Below are 21,571 nucleotides of genomic sequence, written 5' to 3'. Positions count from 1 at the left end.
CCTTCGCAAACCGACCGGCGGTCTTCGGGGCTTACGGACTTCCCGGCATAGGACCGCTCCTCATCACGCGGAAGGGGAGAGCTGTTCGCGCACCCAGTCAGGATCGGGGTTGACGTGCGGCCGGCCCGCCACGACGACGGTCGGCACGGTCTCATTGCCATCGTTGGCCGCCCTCACCGCCGCCGCCCCAGCCGGGTCACGCCAGATGTCGACCCAATACAACCGGTGAGCGTTACGGCCCAAGCGGATGCGCAGGCGCAGGCAGTACTTGCAGCCCGACCGCCAGAAAACGACCAGCCGACCGTCGACCGCACTGCGGCATCGTCAAGTTCTGATCGCGGGGCCTGGCATCCGCGCGGGCTGAAGGCGGTTCCGGTGCTCCGCTTCTGCCGACCGTCCGTCGAGGCGGACTTCCCGTCCGGCGCGTCAGGGAACCTGCCGCGGCTGGTCGACTACCGCCCGGTCCAGGATCGCGTTGGCCCAGACGAGGGTGCCGGCGTTGCCCCGCTCACTGGTCTTGGTGAGGTAGGTGCGCTCGCCGAGGAACTTCAGGGACTCCTTGTTGAAGATCCATTCGGTGCGCTCGCCGAGTTGCCGGTCCTCGCGGGCGATGGCGACGCCGTGGCGGCCGTCCGCGTCGACGGCGTCCGGCATCTCCACCACGCCCGGGATCTTCGCAGCGGCCTTGTAGAGGGCTGCCTCGGTCCGGGACGGCATGACGCCCCTCGACAGCAAGGTGCCGAAGGTGTCGAAGACGGTCTGGTCGAAGTCCTGGCCCCGGACCGGCCTGGTCTCCTTGCGGATCCGCTCGTGAAGCGCGTCGGGGTCGGTGGGCAGGGAGGCCAGCCACTTGTACGTGGGCCGGTCGATGCCTGCTCGGTCCTTGTCGGAGCTGGTGATGGGGACGAACTTCCCGTCCTCGCGGAAGACACCGGCCTCATGTGACGCATGCGGGTCCTGCGGCACCCAGTCCTCCCGTTCCTTGAGCCCTCCCACCTTGACCGGTTTGATGTGCACGGTGTCGGTGGTCAGACTGCGCACGTAGACGTACTGGTCGTCCCGTACCGCTTCGGTGTCGGTCTTCATGGCCACGGCGGCGATCCGGTCCAGCAGTACCACCGCTCCTCGTGGGGTGCCGGGCTCTGCCGGCGAGACCTGCGCCTCCGGGGAGCGGTCATGCGTTCCGGGCAGGACGGTGACCGCCAGGGCGCCCGCCACGACCGCCGCCGCGGCAGGCAGCGCGAAGGCCGGGCGTACGAGCCGACGGCGCGGGCGAGGCCTGTCACCGTCAATGGTGCGCATCAGCAGTTCCTTGTGATGCCGGTGCCGGTTCGGCGGCAGGTCCCGCTCGGCCGGGGCCGGCAGCCGTCGGGCGAGTTCCTGGTGCTCGGTGACGTTCATCGGGCGTCCTCCTGGACGGCCAGGGCCGCCAGAGCGGCCGTGTTCTCTCTTGCCGTGCGGCCGGGTCGCGTGCGGCCGGCATCCGCGGTGAGCTGTTCGTCGGTCAGCCGGCGGAGCCGGGCGCGGGCACGCGAGAGGCGGGAACGCACGGTGCCCACCGGAACGCGCAGCGCCTGGGCGGCCTGGGCGTAGTCCAGGCCGGACCACACGCACAGCGCGAGGACCTCGCGCTCCGGACGGCGCAGCGCCTTGACCGCCCTGCGCACCGCTTCCAGTTCGCGGCTGTCGTCAATGCGCGAGGCCGATTCGTCCGCGAAGTCCTGCACCGGCTCCGCCGAGAGCCGCTGGGCCAGGAATGCCAGCCGACGGCGTACCCGCCGGTTGGCGTTGCGTGCCTTGTTGGTGGCGATGCCAAGGAGCCACGGCCGCAGCGACCCGCCCTCCGGCTCCAGCTTCTCGCGGGTGCGCCATGCCTCCAGGAAGGTCTCGGACATGACCTCCTCGGCCGACGACCAGTCGCCCGTCAGCCGGAAGGCGTGGTTGTAGACGGTTCGTGCGTGCTCGTCGTAGAGCTCGGCGAACGCCTCGCGGTCACCCGCCCGTATGCGGTCGCGCATAGACGCACCTCACTCTCATTCCATTCATGACCAGTACCTCTCCGCGAACCGGAGGTGGTTCCGGTGACCCACGTCACAAGAGGTGGCGGCTCGGTACGAGGCACCGGGCTACGGACAGGCGTAGTCGCCGCATGAGATGAACGGGGACCGTGTCGGCCTTACCCCCTGGGTTCACGATGGAGGAGTGGGCCCACGCCCAAAGGGTTCCTACGGGACCTCGGAAACCTGCGTCCTGCAACCCACTCCCCAGCGGGCACACCGAAGCCGTACCGGTCTGAACCGGACCGCCCCCCCCAGGCTCGAAGAGCCGCTTCCCCCTGCCGCCCGTCATGCGCGGGACGGGGCCTCGCCACCGGCCAGGCTCCGGGGCCTGAGGCCCGAGGCAGGAGCAGCGTTAGCTGTGGTGTGTTAACTGTGCGTTGACAGATACCCACGGGACGTTAGTGGCGTGGTAGGGCGAGGCGACAGCATGTGATCCGCCGCGGGGGTCCGGCCCGTGCCGTTCGACGGCGCGGTCGGACGGCGGGGAGGGGCGCGGTCTTGACCAGGATTCGGGACGGTGTCATGCGTTCCCGGGGCGGCTGCTCCTCTCCTCTCCGGCTACCGCACAGTGCCAGAAGGAGCGGCTATGAGGGTAAGGAGCGGCTGTGAGGGTTCGGGATGGCACCGCGAATTCTCGCCCCGTCCCTGCAGGGGCAGCCTGGGGCCGCGTCGCACCGATGAGAGGGCGCGCCGCGCGAGCTCAGCGCCCCCGCATGGGCCTCTCCGGCATGCTCGCCGTGAAGCGGGCGAGCTGGGCCTGCGCCTGTCTGACACCCTCCTGGAAGCCCTGTGTCCGTGCCTCGGTCAGCGCCTGCCGGACGCTGGTCCGTGCGGCAGTGTGGTCACCGAGGGTGAAGAGCGCCTCTCCCCGGCTCATCCGCAGCAGCGTGCGGAGCATCGCGGCCAGTGCCTGTGCTCCGTCTGTCAGATCCTCCACGCACGCCAGCGCGGACGCGGCGCACTGCTCCGCGGCCATGGCGTCCCCGTCGGCGAGGAGTTGGCGGGTGCGGGTCTCCGTCGCCAAGAGCTCCGTGAGGACGTCGTCGGCTGCGCGGGCGAGTTCGGCCGCGCGGGCCGCATGGCTGCGGGCTGCATCGACTGCCCCGCTCCGGTCCAGCGCGAGCGCCAGGTTGAGCAGGGCGATGGCCTCGCTCGTCCGGTCGCCTGCGCGGGCCGCGAGGCTGGGGGCGAGTTCCAGGTGGGCGAGCGCCTCGGCCGGCCGGCCCTCCTCCGTGAGGACCCAGCCCAGCAGGGCCCTCACGCGGGATTCGGCATCCGGGTCGCCGAGGTGCTGCGCCGCCTCCAGGGCCTGCTCCAGCAGCGGAACCCAGCCGTCCCTCACGTGCCAGGTCAGGTACGGCCACTGCAGGACCACCAGGCGCCAGGCCCGGTCGTCGTGCCCCGCGACACGTGCGGCCCCGACCGCCGCTCTGTTCCTGCCTGTTCCTGGTGAACCTTCTCTCGCCCCCAACCCACACTTCATGGAGCACACATGACGATCACCCTCCGCCAGGGAACCACCGTGATGTTCACCGGCGATTCGATCACCGACAGCCGGCGGTCGGAGAGCGAAGACGGCCTCGGGTTCGGCTACCCGCTGCGCGTCGCGGGCGAGTGGGGCTTCCGGTACCCGGACCGGCCCGTGACATGGGCTGGCACACGCTCGACCTGGACGGCTACGTGATCCCCACGGAGGACTTCGCGGCGGGTTACGACCGCCTGCTCGCGCCGCCGGCCGAAGCGGGCACGGAGCGGATTCTCATCGAGCCGTTCCTCCTGCCGATCCACGGCGTCGTCGAGGCCGGTGTTGCGCTCATCGGAGAGGAAGAGCAAAAGCAATGGCGCGCCGACCTGAACCCGAAGATCCAGGCTGTGCGGGAACTCGCCGACGAGGACGGTACCCATCTGCTTCCCGCCGACTGCATGTTCGCCGAACTCGCTGCGGCGACCGGAACACTGGGCCGAGGACGGCGTGCACCCGACGCCGGCCGGTCACGCCGCACTCGCTGCGGCCTGGCTGCGCCTGGTCGCGTGACCGTGTCCCGCGATCGTCCGCGACACCGCTGGACGAACACAGATGGTTGAGGGCCGGGGAGCACCGGGTCGGCACAGGTGGCAGGAGCCACCTGTGCCGACCGCGTCTCACGGCGTGCCGCGAACCACGTACTCGGCACGCCCCGTCAGCCGGGCGCGGTGCACGGCGTTGAGGAGTTTCATGCGGGACGCGTCGGCCTCGGTCGCCCAGTCGTCCCATTGCAGGGCCCGGACGTGGTCGTGCTCTTCCGGGTCGAGCCGGATGGAGTTGAACTGCTCCCAGGTGATGTTCCCGCCGTCGAAGACGCATACGATCTTCGGCAGCGGCCAGCCCGTTGCACCGGGGTGGATGAAGTGCATGAGGAGCAGGTCCATCGGGCCCGGCACCTGTAGCCCGGTCTCCTCCTCCGCCTCCCGGGCGGCTGCCGTCCTCGGGTCTTCCCCGTATTCGGAGTTCCCGCCCGGGAACTGCCAGCCGCCTCGCTTGAAAACGGAGCGCAGCATGACCGGCCGGTCCTCCCCGACCGTGAGCAGCACCGCTGCCGCCACGGTGACCTTCGGGAGCGTCTTGACGTACTCGTCCGGGCTCATCGGTAACTCTCGGTTCCCCATTGCTCTCCTCCCTCCCTCGTCGGTAGGGGTCCTGTCACGGCTCGGCCGTGGCAGGACCCGCTTCACCTCGCCGGCGTTCAGACGACATCTCCTGCGTAGACGCCGGCCCTGCCCCGCTTCTGCCCCAGGGTGATGAGCTCGGGCAGCCGCTCGTCGAACCACAGGGGCAGGAACCGCAGACCTGCGAGCTTGTCCACCGGAATCCACTCGACGCTGACCTGCACCGTGTCCGGCTCGGTGCCGCCGAGGACTTCGGGCTCGTCGACGAGGTCGCACCAGAACACCATCTCCACGCGGTGGCTGCCGCTGCGGGGGAAGGGCCCGTCGGGGTGGTTGGCGGGGATGTTCTCGCGGACGAGGAGGAGTTCTCCGGCCCGGACGCGGACGCCGGTCTCCTCCCAGACCTCACGCTCGACGCACGCCGGCAGGGTCTCCCCCGGTTCCTGGCCGCCGCCCGGCAGCCAGTAGGTGTCCGGCTGCGGCCAGTTCCCGCGCAGGAGCAGCACGTGCCCGTCGCGGACGACGAGCCCGTTGGCCGAGTTCCGGATCTTCATGCGCATCCCCCTCGCTGATGCGGGACCTTCGTCGTCCCGGTGGTCGTGGTGGCGTACTGGGAGGCCTGCAGTTCGTACAGGCCCCGGTAGTGGCCGTCCTCGATGGCCATCATCTCGGCGTGCGTACCCGACTCGATCACCCGTCCCTCGTGCAGGACGTAGATCACGTCCGCGGTGGCGGTGGCGGCGAGGCGGTGGGTGATGAGCAGGACGGAGGTGACGCCGTCGCCGGTCAGCTCGTGCAGCGACTCGAACATCTCGATCTCCGCCCGGGGATCGAGGGCGGCCGTGGGCTCGTCCACGATGTTCAGCTCCCGGCCCCGGTACAGGACCCGGGCGACGCCGACGCGCTGCCACTGCCCGCCGGAGAGCTTCACCCCGCGCTCGAAGCCCTTGAGCGCGATCGAGTCCCACCCGTGGGGCAGCTCCTCGATGATCGTACGGACGTCGGCCCGCTCGGCGGCCGCCTCGACGTTCCTGTGCACCAGCGGTCTGCTGCCGTCGCCGATGTGCACGTTGGCCTTCACGGTCATCGGCCACGCCTGTACGTTCTGGGACAGCAGTGCGACCTTGCCGAAGACGCTCTCGCGATCGGCGTCGCGGACCTCCACGCCGTTGTACGAGACCCGCCCTGACGTCGGCAGGTACAACCCGGCCACGAGCGCGGCCAGCGTGGTCTTCCCGGAGCCGTTCTCCCCCACCAGTGCAACGACCTTGCCCGGCGGGATCGTCAGCGACACCTCGCGCAGCGCGTCCTTCTCCGCGCCCGGGTACCGGAACGACGCATCCTCGAGGACCACCCGCACACCGTCGCCGGGCACGGGCCTACCGCCCGTGGGGATGGCGTGCTCCCGGCCGAGCTTGATCGCGTTGTTCATGTCGGTCAGGTACAGCGATTCCTCGAACATGTGGTTCATCTGGTTGACGACCGTGTTGAGGTAGCCGGTGGCGTTGCGGATGGCGAAGACGGCCGTCCCGGCGGCGGCCAGCGGCATCCCTCCGGCGACGAGCAGCCACCACAGCAGTGCGTAGGCGAGCACGCGGGCCGTGCCGGACATGGCGGCCGCGACGATCTCGGTGATGGCCTCGGCGCTGCCCAGCCGCTCCTTCTCCTTCGCCGCCGTGGCACCCATGTCCTGGGAGGCGTTGACCAGGAGGCGCCCGGCGCCGTGGACGCGCAGCTCCGGCGTCGCGTCGGCCCGCGTGATCGGGTAGGTCAGGACGTCCACGGCTCGGGTGTGGTCGATCCACGCGTGCCGGGAGGCGTACGCCCGCCGCATGACGACGACCGCGCCCCACCAGCGGGGTGCCGCGATCAGCGCGAGCGCGCCGACGAGGAGCACGTGCAGCGAGGCGAGGACGACGGCGGCGGCCGTCAGGCTCATCAGGCCGCTGACGACCCACACCGAGCTGTCGAGCATCCGGCGGACGCTGTCCGTGCCGTAGTAACCCATGGACAGCTTGCGCTGGATGTCCTTGTCCTCCATCGCGGACATCTCGACGCGCGCCATCATCTCGTAGTAGGCGGTCCTGCACGCCAGCTCGATCTTCGGGTACAGGCGCGCCTCGACCTTCACGATCAGACACCCCAGGAGCACGGAGACGCTGGATGCCGCGCCGCCGGACAGGAGTGCGGGCAGGGCGTCCCGGAGCTTGTCCGTCGTCGGTCCGCTGGAGAACAGGGCGACCAGGACACCGTTGATGGAGACGAGCAGGAACGCGGTCATGACGCCGGAAGCGAGCTGCGCTCCGACGAGGACGGCGAGAGCACGGGGGTCCTCGCGCCAGGCGATGCGGGCGATCACGGCGAGCATGGCGGGGAACTGCTTGGCCATGGACCAGAAGCTCATGCGCAGCAGCGGGTCCGCGTACTGGGCCCATGCCTTGTCGTGCCGCAGGTGGCCGCTGAACAGCAGCTGTTCGGACTTCGAGATGGGGGGTTGGTAGGTCGTGGTCGGCTTTCGGAGCAACTTCACCGCGCCTCCGGGGGTAAGGGTCGGATGGGCACGTGCATGCAGGTGGTGTATGGCACCTGGCCGGCGAAGACGACCAGGTGCCATACACCACCTGCCGCGGAGTCAGACGGCCGGCAGCCCTCCCACGTCCGCGCGTCGTACTCGGCGTGCCGGCAAGCCGCCGCTACGGCATCGCCAAGCATTCGCTACGCCCCGTCATGGTCACCAGAGGCTCCGGTTTGACCGGCTATCGGGAAACCTCCCAGACGCCAGACAGGCCCCATCCGCCGCACGGGACCGAACACGCAGAGCGGGAGTGCGACACGCGTGCGAGGTGTCGCACGGCCAGAGGGTGATCGACGGCGGCCTGAACCGCAACCGGACGTGATCTTCATGTCCCAGCGCGGGACTTACTCGGCCGACCTCGGCGCCCACCTGCCCGATCGTCGACGAGTTCAACGCCCGCGTGACCGGTCTCGTCTACGACAAGCCGTCCACCAGGCGCGCGTACGTGGAAATCCGTTCGGCCGGCATCGACGGGATCCTGCCGCCGTCTCCGGCAGGGTCAGGCCTGGCCTGGAGCAGTGCGCGGCAGGGTTTCGACGGCCTGTTCGCGGCATGCGCGCAGATGGCGGCAGAGCGGCGTACGGCACCGGGTCTCCGCTCAGGTCACTGGGTGGAGATCTTGTGGACGGTGGTGTCGTCGGGGTTCAGCCGCCGCCCGTCCGCAGACAGCACTTCCAGTGTGCGGAGGCGATGTCCCTGTCGGCGGTCGACCATCTGTGAGTGTGGTTCGCCGGGGGCGAAGAAGTTCTGTTCGCCCCACTGCCGCAGTGCCACGATGACGGGGAAGAGCGCCTTGCCCTTCGGAGTCAGTACGTACTCGCGGTAGGCGCTGCCGTCCGAGGCGGGGACGGTTTCGAGGACACCGCCGGCGACCAGGGTGCGCAGACGCGCGGTGAGGATGTTCTTCGCCACGCCGAGGCTGCGCTGGAACTCCCCGAAGCGCCGGCTTCCGTCGAAGGCGTCCCGCACGATCAGCAGGGACCACCAGTCGCCGATCGCGTCCACCGACCGGGCGACGGGACATTCACTGTCGTCGAAGCGCGTTCTGGTCACCATGGCGTCCCTCCACTCTCACAACGGTTGCAACATGCTACCAAAATGGCTACCGTCGCCGTCATCATTGGTAGCAAGATGAAACCAGATATGCGGAGGAATGCTGATGCCAGGCAACGGTGAGGCTGTGACACGAAGGACCGAGGCCCGGAGCGGGGAAGGTTCCACGCCCGTCCTGTCCCGCGGCATCGTCATCCTGTTCGCCGTCGCCTGCGGGGCCGCGGTGGCCAACGTCTACTTCTCCCAACCGCTCCTGGTGACCATGGGCCACGACCTCGCCATGAGCCCGGCACTTGTCGGCAGCGTGGTCACCCTCACGCATGTCGGATACGGGCTGGGACTCTTCTTCCTCGTGCCGCTGGGCGACGTGGCCGACCGCAGACGGCTCATCGTGGCCCAGTTGCTGCTCCTGGTGATGGCACTGACCGTGGTGGCCGCCGCCCACACGGCGGCGATCCTGCTCGCGGGCATGGCCGCGACGGGGCTCCTCGCGGTCGTCACGCAGACGCTCGTGGCCTTCGCGGCATCACTGGCCCCTCCCGCCGGGCGCGGACGAGTCGTCGGTCTGGTCACCAGCGGTGTGGTCATCGGAATCCTGCTCGCCCGCACCGCATCCGGCCTCATGGCCGATCTCGCAGGCTGGCGCTCCGTCTACCTCGCCTCGGCGTCGCTCACCGCTCTGCTCGCCCTGGTCCTGTACCGAGTGCTGCCGCGCCACGGTGACGCTCCGACGACAGCCCTGCGCTACGGACAGCTCCTGCGCTCCACGATCACCCTGTTCGCACGGGAACGACTGCTGCGGCTCCGGGCCCTGTTCGGTCTCCTGGTCTTCGCCGCCTTCAGCACCCTGTGGAGCAGCGTCGCGCTGCCGCTCAGCGAGGCCCCGTACTTCCTGTCCCACAGCGCGATCGGGGCGCTGGGGCTGATCGGGGCCGCCGGCGCCCTTGCCGCGACCGTGGCGGGCCGCCTGAACGACCGCGGGCTCTCCCGGCGGACCACCGGCATCGCCCTGGCACTGCTCGCCGCCTCGTGGCTGCCCTTGGCCTTCACCCGCAGCTCGCTCTGGGCCCTGGTCGTCGGGGTGATCCTTCTCGACCTCGCCGTGCAGGCGGTCCACGTCACCAACCAGACCCTGATCTACGCGCTGCACCCGGACGCGGGCAGCCGGCTGATCGGCGGATACATGGTCTTCTACTCGGTCGGCAGCGCCACCGGCGCCATCGCCGCGACCTCCCTCTACACGGTGGCCGGCTGGGGCGCCGTATGCGCACTGGGTGCCGCGTTCAGCTGCCTCGGGCTCGTGCTGTGGGCGTTCACTCGGCACAGCACCCCGGACCCCGCCGCCAAGTTGGCCTCTCGCAGTGAAGCCCGAGGGTTCTAAGCCCGAGCGTTCTCGCCGAACGTTGAGTGACGGGCGCGCCGCAGGCCGGGGGGGGCCGGGCGGCCGCCGGGGAGCTCACCCGCCCGGCGTCGCCGCCCAGCCCCAGAGTTCTTGTCGCCCTGCGGCCGGGGAGCGGGACCGCCGTCAGGGGTGCGGGATGGGGACGCCCGCGGAGCAGAGCTTGGCCTCGATGAGATCGGACATCCGGGCCCCGGCTGGTGACTGATTGCCGAAGCGGCTGATGAGCCGGTAGCGGATCGCGGTCTCGGTACGGGCCTGGAAGCTGGTCACGTTCTTCAGCCGTTCGGGGCTGGCGAGGAATGCCTCGGCCATGGCGGTCACGAGTTCCTCGATGCGGGGGTCGTCCGGTTCCCAGGTCATGGCTTCCCCGCAGCGCCTGATCAGGGCGATGAACGGGGCGTCGTCAAAGGCGCGCTCGAGCGCGGTGAGGTACTCGTCGACGCCTTCGGGAGCCAGCGCCCTGGCCAGCACCAGGCCCTCCCGGGAAGCCGCCACTTCGTCGGGGGTGAAGCCGAGGCCGGGCATCCGGTCCAGCAGCGCCAGAGCGCGGTCGGGCAGCAGGGCCCGGTCGCCCTCGGCGAGCCGGTGCAGCGTGTCGCGCCGCGCGATCAACTCCTCGATCCGATCGGTGAGGCGCTGTTCGACGTCGACGAGTGCGGCGGCGAACTGCTCGGCGTCGGCCTCCAGCAGGGGCCCGATCCCGGCCAGCGGCACGCCGGCGGCGGCCAGCGTGCGGACCTGGACCAGCCGCAGCAGTTCGGTTGATCCGTACCGGCGGTAGCCGGAGCGGTCGCGGCGGGGTTCCTGGAGCAGCCCGTGCCGGTGGTAGTGCCGCACGGTCTTGATCGTGACGCCGGCGAAGGCCGCTGCCCGGCCGATCGTGAGCCCATCCGTCATCGGCTCGGCGAACCCTCCTGGTCATGAGCCGCTGCCGTCTCGCGTACTGCCACGGCGACGGCGCGGAATTCCTTGCGGAGGATCGTGCCGTGGTTGCTCGCGACCTTCGCGCTCACCTTCAGGTTCGGGTTGCGGGCGAGCACCGGGCCGAGTGTGGTGCGCATCTGCTCTTGCTCGTTCCCTTTGCTTCCGAAAGCCTCCCCCGAGGCGACGGCATACCGGACCGGGCAGATCAGGCTGTCGAGGACCGGGCCGAGGGCGGCGTGGAGCTTGTGGCTCTCGATGGCTACCTCGGCGTGCTGCCCGGTGGTCATCCGCGCGGCCAGGCCCAGCGGCCGGAGCACTGGCATCAGCCGGCCCATCCGGCGGAACAGCTTCCGGATCCGCTCGAAGGAGGCCTCGTCGGTCCAGCCGCAGGGGAACGGGCCGTCAACCCCGACGATGCCGAAGGTACGGTCCGGGTTCCGGCCGGCACAGTGCGCCGCGATCAACGCGCCGTAGGGCCACCCGACCAGCAGCGGCCGGTCCACCCCCCTCGCCTCGAGGACGGCATCGACGTCACGGAGGCATGCCTCGAACGAATGGTCCGCCGAGCGCCTCGATCGGCCGCGAGCCCGCTCGTCGTAGGTGATGTGCCGCCAGCCGGTGCCGAGTTCGGCGATCACGGGCCGCCAGGGCCGGTGGTCGGCATAGCAGCCGTTCAGATAGACGACGGGACGGCCGGGGCCACCGGTGTCGGTCACGCTCAGAGCGGTGTCGTCGACCGGCACCACGCCGGTCCAGGCCGAGTCGGCCGGTTTCGAGGTGGTCATGCGAGGAGTGTGAACCCTGACCTCGGGTCAAGCTCAACCGGCGCCGGCCGTGCCGATGTCGGCACCGCATTCGTCGCCGGGCGAGGCGATCGGCCTGGCACGCGCGCACTCCCCACCGACATCCAGCAGGACGACGACGCCCATCGGCACCACCTCGGCGGCGTCGTAGAAGCAGGTCTTGCCATCCACGCCTGCGTACTCGGCCTGCAAGCGCAAGCCTCCAAGTACGCCGCACCTGGTCGGCCAGGCGACAGCGGGCTACTGGCCGCGGCGGACGGTGCCGAGGTGGCGTCGGCCGTGGGGCCAGAACCGGGCGAAGGGCAGCGCAGGCGGCGCCACGCAGTAAACACAAGCGGAGGATTCCCGCTCATGTACCTGCGCCGCCGCGCCCCGACCACCCGAGAGCAACGGCTACGAGAATCTTGCCGCAGGTATTTCAACGAGTGCGTGGACAGCCGGCCTTGCCCCGCGTGGAGCGCGTGGCTCATTTGGTAGATGGTGCGCCCCAGCACGAGGCCGGTGGGGGTTTGTGAGTCCGGGACGGCCACCCAACCAGGAGAAACGGAGCGGTCAGCGCGGCTCGGCGGCTCCGTTGGGGTCGCCGTGGTGCCGGTCGGCCAGGGCGGTGATTCCTGCTGCGGCAGCGGCGGCGAGGTCGGTGACCAGCGCGTCGTCGACGGGCAGGTTGAGAATGTAAAGGGCGGACGCCAGAGAGCCGAGCAGCAGCAGGTGGGCCATCGCGGGGTCGACGGTCCCGGCCAGCTCGCCGCGGGCCACGGCCTGTTCGATGATTTCGGCGAAGGCGGCCTGTTCGGCGGCCAGGAAGGTGTCCTGAAACCGGGTATCCAGTTCGGGATTGACGGCAAGTTCGCTGATCAGGGCCGGTGCCAGCTGCCGGGCCGCCGGGGCGGCCATGCGGGCGTGAAACGTGCGGACCAGCGCCAGCAGGTCCCCGTGCAAGGAGCCGGTGCCGACCAGCGGAGGCAACTGCTGCTCATGCATGGTGGCGACGAACGCCATCTCGGCCTTGGAGGCGTAGCGGCGGTAGATCGCCGCCTTGCCCACCCCGGCGCGCGTCGCGACCTGATCGACGGTCAGGGCCGGGTAGCCGACTTCGTCGATCAGCTCACGCGTGGTCTGCAGGATTTTCTGGTCCACGCGACTGTCTCGGGGGCGTCCGCCCCGTTGCCTTCTCACCGTCATGCCTGCATTATACGGAACGAGAGTATCGAAACAGCAGTATCGGAACTATGACTGCAGAGATCCCTACTACCGCTGCACAGAGACAACCGCGATGAAGTCGCACCGCGTGACTTCGCGACAAGAACGGAGAACTCAGATGATCAAGTGGGCTGGCTGGATCATCACGTTTTGCGGAACCGCACACACGCTCGGCGCCCTGACGGTGGAGAAAGCCGCGCGCCACGCCGGGACATGGTTCAGCGGCGGACTGTGGAGCGAGGACCTTGCCGAGATGAGCCCGGCGGGCAGCGCGTACTGGCTGAGCCTGGAAAGCTTCGGCATACCGCTCGTCCTGATCGGCCTGACGGTGCTGTGGCTGGACCGCCGCGGCATCACCCCGCCGGCATTCATCGGCTGGACGCTGGGCAGCTGGACCATCGTCGACGCCATAGTCCTCCCGTTCACGCCCTGGCCGCTCTTCTTGCTCGCGAGCGCCCTGCTGCTGATCGGAGCCCACCGCGCCCGCCGCGACAACCCCGCACCCAAGACCGGCCTTCCACGAGCGTGAACGTAGGCCGCGCCAGCGACAGGCGGCATGTCGGCATGAGGCTCCCCAACAGTGAGCACACCAAGTCGACAACGCCACTGGCGCCGTCCGCTGTCGCTCGTCCTGACTGCGGAACAGGCCGCCCGCAGCCCCACTTCATCGCCGTCCTGGAGCGCATCAAAGTCCGCGGTCCGGTCGGCCGGCCAGCGCACTCCCCCGTAGTGCTTGCCCGTCGCCCGGGGCCGCCAGCGGCACGCACACTCTCACGGCCGGCGTCCGGGTTCTGATGCCAGAACGCCAGCCGGTAAGCCAACTCAGCGACAGGAAAAGCCTCTTAGGGTCAGAGCACCTGCTCGTCTTCCCGAAGTTTCGGCGGACGAACCACACCGCCGGCTCCCTGCGATCTGAGACCCTACATCCAGGCCATCCAAATGCCGACAACCATACGAAGTCATGCCGGGCGCCCCATCCGACACCTGGCTAACGGGACGAGCCACAGTCACAAGGCTTGGTCGTCTACCCGGCTCAACACCATGAACGACTCGCCGGGCCCTGGCGGCCGTGTCCACGACAGGGTCTTGAACCGATGCAAGAGGCAGTCCGCTCGCGTCAGAGCAAAACATGGCAGTGAGACGTCAAACTCGGCGGCGATCGCCTCCAGCGCGCGGCGCTCGCCGGCCCGCCCGGACGCCTCCGCGGCCTGCGCCGTCCCACCGTTCACAGGTCCGTAGAAGAGATCCGGGTCCAGTGCCGGAGGTATGTCGCCGCTGCGCCGGATCTCCGCGCCGTGGACGGTGAACGCGTACCGCTCCTCGCCGTTCTCCGCCACAGACATGTGGAAGACGGAGGAGGGACGGTTCTGTCCGGCGGGCGTGCTCCACACCACCACCGCGCGGGTTCCGTGCGACGCAACCCCTGCCGGGGAGACGAAGCGTCCCCTGTCGAAGGCGGGCGGCTCACCGTCGAAGGCGAAGCACCACCCCAGGCCTGCGCGGCCCACGCAGACCACCGGCCTGTCGCCGTACGTCGAGCCCTCTCCGTTGCGGTGCAGCAGCCCGCGCGCATCCCAGTTCGTCATCGGCTCCAGCAGGACGGTGACCCCGTCCGAGCCGAGGCGCGCGGGCAGTCCTGCCGGATCGGAGTCCTCCACCAGCACGAAGCGGTACCCGGCCCTCAGGCTGCTTTGTTCCTGGTCAGCCAGCCACGCCAGCCCGCTGGGGTCCAGGCCCTTCGCCACGGGGCCAAGGCCGGGGCTCGGGTCTGCCAGGGCCTTGGGGCCTCTGCGTACGGCCAACAGTTCCCGTGACTGCTCGGGGGTCAGCAGGGGGCCGAGGAGGGAATCCCGGAGCAGACCGAAGGGCGCGAGGTGGGTGGGGTCCAGCGGCTGCCACCGAGGCAGGGCCGTGAGCAGCGTGTGCCATGCCGCATCCGCATCGCCCCAGCGGACCAGCTCGCGGGCTTCTTCGACGGCCAGGCCGAACGGCCCCGGAGTGGTGTACTGAAAGGGCGCGTCCCTGTGCCGGAGCCGGCCGACGTGCAGGGGATGCACGTGGTGGCGGTCGGCCGGCGCGGGCGGGTACTCCTGGGTGCGTACCTCGGCAGACAGGCCTGGTCCCACGTTGTGGAAGTAGATTTCTCCGAGCAGCAGCCGGAGTTGTCCCAGCAGGGCCTCCGCCCGGGGCCTGCCGTACGCCGCCGGTTCCTCGAGCATCTCTCCGGCCCGCTCGTACGCCCCGTCAAGTGCCTCGTGCCAGGCTTCCTCGACGACCGTGTCCAGCGCCCGAGTCGTGGCATTGACGAACTCCGTCTCCCCCAGTTCACTCGCACGCAGGCTGTGGAACTCGCGGTACATGTCCTCCATGAACGCACGGAAGGACTCATACCGTTTTGGCCGGTCGGTTCCCCAGGCTCTGTGACAGTAGACGGCCCATTCGCCACCGCCGGTGATGTCCTGCGGGTCCATCAGGACGTATGTGGCGTCGGACTCCACGTCCAGTTGCAGCGCGCGGCTCCACATGCCGACCTCCGCGACCTCCTCGGGCGAGGAGTGTTCGCCCAGCGCGCTCCGGTACACCTCTCCGAAGCCCGATTCGTCCTCGTACCAGCGGGCCTCCCCCGTACCGGCAAGGAGATCGACAAAGCCGCCGGCATTCCGCCAACCGTCGCTGACTTCCAAGAACGCCCGATAAGACGGGGCAAGCCGGCACCCGAGACGCTGCTCAAGCGCCGTGATCTGCGAGCCGGAAGCGGGCGCGAAGCCCAGCCAGCGGGCCTGCCGCGCGGCTTCCTCCTCGTCCAAGAGCGGGTCGTCCGGGTCACAGGCGTCCGCCCACTCCTCACTCCACTGCGCGAGAAAGGGCCGCCATTCGAACGTCGTGTCATTCGCTTCAGCCATGTCCGTGATAGTTGCACCCACCACTGACACCGGATCCTCCGTGGTCGTCGCCTGTCCGCCACGCTCCCCCGCTCAACTCGCCGGCTACTCATCGACGCCCGGTGCAAGGCCACCGGTCCACCGCCAAACCCGGCGTCGACGCCCGCGGCGCCATCAGCTACGCCGGACCCCGCGACGTCAAGCTCCTGCACACCGATTTCCGGTTCTGTCCCGACTCCGGCCCCGACGCACTTACTGATCGTTTCAGAATGCCGTCCTGCGGAGACGCTGGCGGCTCATGGAACAATCCCTTCAGCCACGGGCTCAGGGGGGATGGTGCTGTATGGAACGGGTTGGGGCTGCACGGGAGCTCGTGCTTGGCTACGTCGAGGCTCTGAACGCGGTTGACGAGGCTATGAGGGCCGCGATCCCGTCGCTTGAGCAACTCGCAGATGTCCTCGGCCTGGTCCGTTCGCGCCGAATCATCAGCCGGAGTGGGCACATCGGCACCTACTCCTACACGGTTCATGGGGCCGGGTGCCGCTTCGTCAGCGACAACGGCACCGAGGTCGATGTCGACTTCGACGCCGACGGGAGCGAAATCTTCGACCTCTGGCGGCTGCGCTCGTACGGGCTGAGCCTGCCGGAGCCTCTCGACGTCACTGATCAGGACCTGCGGACCGCAGTGCGGTCCCTGCAACCGCTTCTGACCGAGGTGCGACCGGGGTGGTTCAGCGTAGCCAGCTGATCGATCAGGATGGGGTGCGCAGGCGGCGCAGGCATATGAGGCCGCAGGCCAGTTCGAGCAGGCCCTGATGAAGATCGGCGCGTCGCTCGTAGCGGGTGCGGAGCCGTTTGAACTGGTGCAGCCAGGCGAAGGCGCGCTCGACCACCCAGCGCACCTTGCCCAGTCCGGAGCCGTGGGCGACGCCGCGTCGCGCGATCAACGGCTTGATGCCCCGCTTCCACAGCAGGCGGCGGTACTTGTCGAAGTCGTAGCCCCGGTCGGCATACAGGCGCCGGGGCTTGCGGCGGGGACGTCCCCGCCGTCCGCGGATCGGTGGGAGGGCGTCGAGCAGGGGCAGGAGCTGGGTGACGTCGTGGCGATTGCCGCCGGTGAGAGTGACGGCGAGCGGGGTTCCGTGGCGGTCGACGATCAGGTGGTGCTTCGAGCCGGGGCGGGCGCGGTCGACGGGTGAAGGGCCGACGTGATCCCCCCTTTGAGGGCCCGGACGTGCGACCCGTCCACGGAGCAGTCGTCCAGGTCCAACAAGTCCGCGCGGCGCAGTTCGGTCAGCAGGGCGGCGTGCAGGCGTGGCCAGACGCCGGCCTCGGTCCAGTCCCGCAGCCGGCGCCAGGCCGTCACCCCGGAACAGCCCACGGTCTCCGCCGGGACGTCCCGCCAGGCGACACCGGTCCGCAGCACGAACAGGACTCCGGCGAGTGCTGTTCGGTCAGGAACACGCAACCGCCCGGGATACCGGCGGCGCCGTTCGGGAGCGGGTGGCAGCAACGGGGCCACCCGCTCCCACAGGTCGTCCGGAACAAGATCAGCACGCACCCGGACACCCTGCCGACCAGGATTGGCGAGTGCAAGACCCGCAGCTCAACTCATTCTGAAACGATCAGTTAGCCCGCCGGCTCGTGACCAGCCGCCGCGCCGGCAGCGCCACCGGCAGCATCCGCAACATGGCCGACGACGCCACCGCCCTCCACCAGCACGCCGCAGCGTACGACTGCCACAGCGACGAGATCGTTCTGCTGCACGGACGGTTCTTCGAAAAGGCCCCCCACCCCGCCTCCTACTGCGCATCACCCGACACAACCCTCCATGCCGCGACCGACTCGTCGCCATCAGGGTGAGGGTGTGCTCGGCGAGGGCCAGGTTGCGGTATGGAGTGCGGATGCCGCCGATCGGGGCGCCAGTGGGTGCGCAGCGCGTCCCAGTCGCGGGTGAGGGTGGCAAGGCGGCTCTGCTGCCGGGGCGCAGGGGGCAGTTCCCGGTGGGTGCGCAGCTCGCGGGTCAGGAGCATGGCCCGGTTGACGGTGAACGCGGCCTGGTGGGCGGGGCCGCCGGCGGCGACGCGTTCCTCGATCAGGGTCCGCGCCTCGGGCGTGGCGTGGAGGAGGATCCACAGCAGGGCCCAGTCCAGGTGCGGGAGGTAGTAGCCGGCGAATTCCCAGTCCAGCAGCCCTACGCCGGGGCCGTCGAGGAGGATGTTGCCGGGCAGCGGATCGCCGTGGGCGAAGTTCCGGGCGGGTCCGGCTTCCTGCAACAGGTGGGTCAGGGCCTGGTGGTCGGAGTCCTGGAAGAGACCGTAGCCGAGGTAGCGGTCCAGCCGATGCCGGTAGTTCCAGACTTGGGCGAACGCCCCCGGTGTGGGGGTCCAGCGGGCGAGGGATCCCAGAGCATCGACGACTGCGCACACGTCCTGGTGCGCGAGCGGGGTCGGCGGGTAGCGGTCGGGGCTGGCGTGATGCCCGGGCAACCGCTCCAGCAGGAGTACTCCTTTCCCGGCGTCGGCGGCGAGCAGACGCGGTACGCGCACCGGCGGTGTGCAGCGGGCGAAGGCCAGGTAGGCAGCGGCCTCGCGGCCGAACTTCCCCCGCCAGAACGCGTGGGCGGCAACGGGGCTCTCATGTGCGGGGATCCTCTCGGCGACGGCCTGGGAGAGCCGGCAGGCAGCTCGTCGGCGTCCAACCTGCCGGTCACGACAGCGTAGAGGGCGCGAATGACTCAGCGGGCGCGGACGAGCTGTTACTCCCAGGCCGACACTGAAGCGGGGCGACCGCTGGTGTGATCGCCAGTAGGCGATCGATGCGATCGCCGACCAGTTCCAGGCCGGAACGCAATAGGTCCACCTGCCGGAGAATTACGGCAACTGGCGAGGCGTCCATAACCGCCACCAGCTCCCCGCCTCGAGCCGGAGACCGCGCCTGGTAGGCGCCTGGGGTGGGCGCCGCGGTGGAATACGTAGTCTCAACGGCATGCATTCATATCTGAGCTTCCAGAACCCTCCTGTCCTGCCGCATGACGTGGTAATCGAGACGTTGGAGCGGGCACTCGGGGACCGGGCACATGAGCCCGAGGCGGCGGACGCTCTGGTCGGGTGCGCCTTGAACGACGATGATCGGGAGTTCGTCGAGCACTGGTGTGTTCAGGTCGGTACGCGGGCCGCGTCAGGCAGTCCGCTGCTCGGGCTGGCTGGCTTGTGCTTGGGACATACCGCTCGACGCTTCGGATATCTCAGCGACGGGGCCGTTGCGCTGACGCACTCCTTGGCAGCGCGTGCTGAGGTGGATCTCTCGGACGTGGACGGACGGGCACTCGACGGCCTCGACGACGTCCGGGGCTTCCTGCGCCTCGGGTGAGGCTGGCCCCCGCAGCCCGTCATGCGACATTTGCCCGGGCCACGATCTGGCGTAGGCGGTCTTCGGTGACGCGCTTGTTCCGCCAGATGACGTAGTGGGTGCCTTGCGTCTTCCGCCGCACTCGGCCCACTACCGCCCGGCATGTTGCATCAGGTTGAGCGGCTCGAACTCGTCCATAGAGCACCGTCCGGGTGTTCGTTCGTCCGGGCGGAGCCACGGCGAGACGTCGGCCGCGAGGCCCAGGCGGCCGTCGGCCGCCTTCGGCAACGGCACCGAGAGCCGCACTCGCCGCAGCCGGCCCACCGCCAGCCGCCCGTGATCGGGTACGGCCCCGAGTTCAGAGATCTGAACAGCGCGTAGCGACGTAGCGGGAGCGAAGACCGAGGAAGCAGATACGGAGGTAACCCTTCGTAGCGGCACGGCGTGGGGGAACCCTGTGTGCTGGCTTCTCCAGTCTTGATCGGTTACGCGCCGTTACCCACGGTCTGCCAGGCCGACGATATCCGCGCCGTGGATAGAAGCAGGCCGACGGGCGACGTTGAGATCAATGCCGGGCCCGACCAGTGGCCCACCGGCACTGCCCTGACCAGTAGCCGCAGCCACCCCGTAGCAATGCCAACGCCAAAGACCGGCCGCACGGCCCTCGTCACCGGTGCCAACAGCGGCCTCGGCTTCCAGACAGCCCGGGAGCTGGCCCGCCTGCTGCTGCGCCGCCTGGAGAAGTCCGCCTCCGAGGGCCGCGACGTCCGGGTGGTGACGGTCATACTCCAGCACCAACCTCCGGTCCAGTGGCCCGACCGGCGCACTCCGTTCGTCTTCGCCAAGATCGCCAACCCGATCCTGGCCCAGCCCGTCGAGAAAGGCGCCTGGGACCAGCTCTACGCCGCCACCGCACCAGGCGTCCGGGGCGGCCAGATCATCGGCCCCGACGGTCGCGGCGAGCTCCGCGGGCGCCCCACCGTCGTCCAGCCCGATCAAAATCGCAGCAAGAGGGCGGGATGCGTGGTCCGCGTGTGCGTGTGAGCCTGAAATCGGGGGGTTGAAGGACGAGAGATGAGGTTCGCGTCATGGCCTGGCTGTCGAGGAGAAAGCACAAGGAGGCCCACGCCGCCGAAGACAAGCGCAAGCAGCAGGACAGAGCGGCAGGAGCCGGTAGAGCCCGGGAGGAGACCAAAGACGACGTCTATAAGACCCCGCCCGAACAGGACGTCCTTGGCTGGGGGCACCGTAAGGACTATCCACCTGACTGATCCGCCGAGACCGCACGGTCCAGTTGCCCACGGCAACGAGCGCATGCCGGTGTGGTGTGTCGGTATGCGGCGGGAGGAGCACGGGCAAACGGCTGGGCCGTGTGGTTCACCAGTGCCCAGCCAGGGTGGCGCCTCAGTGACAGAGCCGCACGCCGGCTGGCGCGTAGCCGCAGGACCGCCTCTGGCACCGTGTGATCACGGTGTCCCCAACCCACAAGTCCTGGCGGTCGGCCGACACATTGCCGGTAGGTCACAGTGGCGGAGCGGGACGGCGCGGCTGGATGCGGTGACGGCTCGCCGAGTGTCGTCTCGATGACACCCTGCACCGTCTCACCGCTGCCGCAATGGGTTCCGGCCGGGTCGCGAGTCTCTTCTCGTAAGCGTCGTAGGACGTGGTACGACGCTGCCCTGGCACGAGACACCACGGAGGACACCATGACGACCACGCCCGGCAACGCGAGCAGCAACCTCCCCGGCAAGCCGCCGGTCGTCGACCTGGCCACCTGGCAGGCGGCGCGTGAGGAACTGCTGGTCCGCGAGAAGGCGCACACCCGTGAGGGCGACGCGATCGCCGCGGCCCGGCGGCGGCTGCCGATGGTCGAGTTCGACGGCGCGGTCGAGGTCACCGGGGCTGACGGGCCGGTCCCGTTCCTCGACCTGTTCCAGGGGCGCGACGAGCTCGTGGTCTACCAGCACATGTGGTACGACGGCGCGCCGCACCAGGGGCAGTGCGAGGGCTGCACCACCACGGCCTGGCACGTGAAGGACGCCGTCTACCTCAACGCCCGCGGCGTCTCGTTCGCCATCCTGACCTCGGGCCCGTGGGACGAGGTGGCCCGCTACGTCGAGTTCATGGGATACACCGAGCCCTGGTACTCGGTGCGGGGTGTGGAGGCGCCGGTCGGCGGAGAAATGGGGCACCTAGTCTGTTTCCTGCGCGACGGCGACCGCGTGTTCCTCACCTACTCCACGACGGGCCGTGGCAACGAGCGGGTCAACGGGTCCCTCGGCCTGCTCGACATGACGCCCTACGGCCGCGGCGAGGCGTGGGAGGACAATCCCGAAGGCCGGCCCGTGATCGGCGACGTCCGCGAGGGGTACCCGGCCGAGAGCCGCCAGGCCTGCTGGTACTGGCGCTCGGATGCCGACGGCGTCGCCACCTGGGGCCCGACCAGCCGCCCCGTCCCGCAGTGGACCCGCCCCGGCGCGACCCCCGTGGAGACCCTCGGCCGGCACGGCCACCACCACTGACACGCACTCAGAGCGGGCACCGCCGCCCTGGGCAGCGGGGTGGGCAGTGCCGGGACTGCAGCCCCGGACGGTAGTTGGCTGGGCAGCCGAGCCGTCGGCGGCCTGCCCCTCACCTCTGGGGCAGGCCGCCAACGGCCTGGCGGAGCCGAG

Annotated in this window: 22 protein-coding genes and 1 pseudogene; 8 read left to right on the top strand and 15 right to left on the bottom strand. The window is 69.7% G+C overall.

The genetic code is table 11. The annotated features are described in order from the left end of the window. Window positions 1–63: 63 nt before the first annotated feature. The 4 genes and pseudogenes from AS857_RS37640 to AS857_RS15845 all read right to left on the bottom strand — a co-directional run. A pseudogene (locus AS857_RS37640) lies at window positions 64–318 on the bottom strand (glutaredoxin domain-containing protein); the annotation flags it as partial. Between the two features lie 108 nt (window positions 319–426). After that, on the bottom strand, window positions 427–1,401 hold the full coding sequence (locus AS857_RS15855; protein WP_058043735.1) for a CU044_5270 family protein: 975 nt from the start codon (window positions 1,399–1,401) through the stop codon (window positions 427–429). Continuing rightward, window positions 1,398–2,018 (bottom strand): RNA polymerase sigma factor, encoded by a 621-nt coding sequence (locus AS857_RS15850; RefSeq protein WP_058043734.1) that lies wholly within the window; start codon window positions 2,016–2,018, stop codon window positions 1,398–1,400. Before AS857_RS15850 ends, AS857_RS15855 begins: the two co-directional genes overlap by 4 nt. Window positions 2,019–2,760: 742 nt before the next feature. Continuing rightward, window positions 2,761–3,435, bottom strand: coding sequence for a hypothetical protein (locus AS857_RS15845; protein ID WP_058043733.1), 675 nt, complete (start codon window positions 3,433–3,435; stop codon window positions 2,761–2,763). Between the two features lie 117 nt (window positions 3,436–3,552). Between AS857_RS15845 and AS857_RS41390 the strand changes: the two genes are divergently transcribed. Both AS857_RS41390 and AS857_RS41385 read left to right on the top strand, forming a co-directional pair. Then, entirely contained in the window at window positions 3,553–3,744 is a 192-nt protein-coding gene (locus AS857_RS41390; protein ID WP_245699859.1) for a hypothetical protein, read from the top strand. Next, entirely contained in the window at window positions 3,708–4,145 is a 438-nt protein-coding gene (locus tag AS857_RS41385; RefSeq protein ID WP_245699858.1) for a hypothetical protein, read from the top strand. The genes AS857_RS41390 and AS857_RS41385 overlap by 37 nt, the downstream gene beginning before the upstream one ends. Before the next feature lie 57 nt (window positions 4,146–4,202). On the opposite strand, the gene AS857_RS15835 is transcribed toward AS857_RS41385, so the two are convergent. The 4 genes from AS857_RS15835 to AS857_RS15820 form a co-directional block, all read right to left on the bottom strand. Beyond that, window positions 4,203–4,706, bottom strand: coding sequence for an NUDIX domain-containing protein (locus tag AS857_RS15835; protein WP_063804263.1), 504 nt, complete (start codon window positions 4,704–4,706; stop codon window positions 4,203–4,205). 77 nt (window positions 4,707–4,783) lie between these two features. Continuing rightward, window positions 4,784–5,260 (bottom strand): NUDIX domain-containing protein, encoded by a 477-nt coding sequence (locus AS857_RS15830; RefSeq protein WP_063804325.1) that lies wholly within the window; start codon window positions 5,258–5,260, stop codon window positions 4,784–4,786. Continuing rightward, window positions 5,257–7,236, bottom strand: coding sequence for an ABC transporter ATP-binding protein (locus AS857_RS15825; RefSeq protein WP_058043730.1), 1,980 nt, complete (start codon window positions 7,234–7,236; stop codon window positions 5,257–5,259). The genes AS857_RS15830 and AS857_RS15825 overlap by 4 nt, the downstream gene beginning before the upstream one ends. A gap of 648 nt (window positions 7,237–7,884) precedes the next feature. Next, window positions 7,885–8,337, bottom strand: coding sequence for a winged helix-turn-helix transcriptional regulator (locus AS857_RS15820; RefSeq protein WP_058043729.1), 453 nt, complete (start codon window positions 8,335–8,337; stop codon window positions 7,885–7,887). A gap of 97 nt (window positions 8,338–8,434) precedes the next feature. Between AS857_RS15820 and AS857_RS15815 the strand changes: the two genes are divergently transcribed. After that, window positions 8,435–9,715: an MFS transporter gene (locus AS857_RS15815; RefSeq protein WP_173864757.1), complete on the top strand. Its 1,281-nt coding sequence runs from the start codon at window positions 8,435–8,437 to the stop codon at window positions 9,713–9,715. Between the two features lie 144 nt (window positions 9,716–9,859). Here the strand turns inward: AS857_RS15815 and AS857_RS15810 are convergent, their stop codons facing one another. The 4 genes from AS857_RS15810 to AS857_RS15800 all read right to left on the bottom strand — a co-directional run bounded on the left by AS857_RS15810 (window position 9,860) and on the right by AS857_RS15800 (window position 12,603). Then, complete coding sequence (locus AS857_RS15810) at window positions 9,860–10,633, bottom strand: MerR family DNA-binding transcriptional regulator (RefSeq protein WP_058043727.1); 774 nt, start codon at window positions 10,631–10,633, stop codon at window positions 9,860–9,862. Continuing rightward, a complete protein-coding gene (locus AS857_RS15805; RefSeq protein WP_245699857.1) occupies window positions 10,630–11,403 on the bottom strand; it encodes an alpha/beta fold hydrolase in 774 nt (257 codons plus the stop codon). Before AS857_RS15805 ends, AS857_RS15810 begins: the two co-directional genes overlap by 4 nt. Window positions 11,404–11,478: 75 nt before the next feature. Next, complete coding sequence (locus tag AS857_RS39990; RefSeq protein WP_160330243.1) at window positions 11,479–11,655, bottom strand: hypothetical protein; 177 nt, start codon at window positions 11,653–11,655, stop codon at window positions 11,479–11,481. Window positions 11,656–12,015: 360 nt separating this feature from the next. Further along, complete coding sequence (locus AS857_RS15800) at window positions 12,016–12,603, bottom strand: TetR/AcrR family transcriptional regulator (RefSeq protein ID WP_058043725.1); 588 nt, start codon at window positions 12,601–12,603, stop codon at window positions 12,016–12,018. 181 nt (window positions 12,604–12,784) lie between these two features. On the opposite strand from AS857_RS15800, the gene AS857_RS15795 reads away from it, so the two are divergent. Then, window positions 12,785–13,195 (top strand): DUF6463 family protein, encoded by a 411-nt coding sequence (locus AS857_RS15795; RefSeq protein WP_058043724.1) that lies wholly within the window; start codon window positions 12,785–12,787, stop codon window positions 13,193–13,195. 478 nt (window positions 13,196–13,673) lie between these two features. On the opposite strand, the gene AS857_RS15790 is transcribed toward AS857_RS15795, so the two are convergent. Then, window positions 13,674–15,569, bottom strand: coding sequence for an SMI1/KNR4 family protein (locus tag AS857_RS15790; protein WP_058044176.1), 1,896 nt, complete (start codon window positions 15,567–15,569; stop codon window positions 13,674–13,676). A gap of 352 nt (window positions 15,570–15,921) precedes the next feature. Here AS857_RS15790 and AS857_RS15785 point away from each other — a divergent pair, with 352 nt between their 5' ends. Then, window positions 15,922–16,296, top strand: a complete 375-nt coding sequence (locus AS857_RS15785; RefSeq protein ID WP_245699632.1) for a DUF6896 domain-containing protein — start codon at window positions 15,922–15,924, stop codon at window positions 16,294–16,296. A 4-nt stretch (window positions 16,297–16,300) separates the two neighbouring features. On the opposite strand, the gene AS857_RS37635 is transcribed toward AS857_RS15785, so the two are convergent. Further along, window positions 16,301–17,109, bottom strand: a protein-coding gene (locus AS857_RS37635) for an IS5 family transposase (RefSeq protein WP_162492566.1) whose coding sequence is annotated in 2 segments (ribosomal slippage) — window positions 16,301–16,770 and window positions 16,770–17,109 — 810 coding nt in all. Because the reading frame shifts where the segments join, the coding sequence is not laid out codon by codon here. Window positions 17,110–17,350: 241 nt separating this feature from the next. After that, the gene (locus tag AS857_RS15770; RefSeq protein WP_275477368.1) at window positions 17,351–18,199 is read right to left on the bottom strand and encodes an aminoglycoside phosphotransferase family protein; all 849 of its coding nucleotides are present in this window, start codon (window positions 18,197–18,199) and stop codon (window positions 17,351–17,353) included. A gap of 337 nt (window positions 18,200–18,536) precedes the next feature. Here AS857_RS15770 and AS857_RS15765 point away from each other — a divergent pair, with 337 nt between their 5' ends. The 3 genes from AS857_RS15765 to AS857_RS15755 all read left to right on the top strand — a co-directional run bounded on the left by AS857_RS15765 (window position 18,537) and on the right by AS857_RS15755 (window position 21,421). After that, on the top strand, window positions 18,537–18,920 hold the full coding sequence (locus AS857_RS15765) for a hypothetical protein (RefSeq protein ID WP_058043722.1): 384 nt from the start codon (window positions 18,537–18,539) through the stop codon (window positions 18,918–18,920). Window positions 18,921–19,532: 612 nt separating this feature from the next. Beyond that, entirely contained in the window at window positions 19,533–19,943 is a 411-nt protein-coding gene (locus AS857_RS41380) for a hypothetical protein (RefSeq protein WP_058043721.1), read from the top strand. 662 nt (window positions 19,944–20,605) lie between these two features. Next, window positions 20,606–21,421 carry a DUF899 family protein gene (locus AS857_RS15755; protein ID WP_058043720.1) on the top strand — a complete coding sequence of 272 codons (816 nt, stop codon included), beginning with the start codon at window positions 20,606–20,608 and terminating at the stop codon, window positions 21,419–21,421. Window positions 21,422–21,571 lie beyond the last annotated feature (150 nt).

Origin of the sequence: Streptomyces roseifaciens (genome assembly GCF_001445655.1) — a bacterium.
GTDB lineage: Bacteria > Actinomycetota > Actinomycetes > Streptomycetales > Streptomycetaceae > Streptomyces > Streptomyces aureoversilis.
Note: the sequence above shows the minus strand (reverse complement) of the source record. Positions and strands in the feature narration are given on the sequence as shown.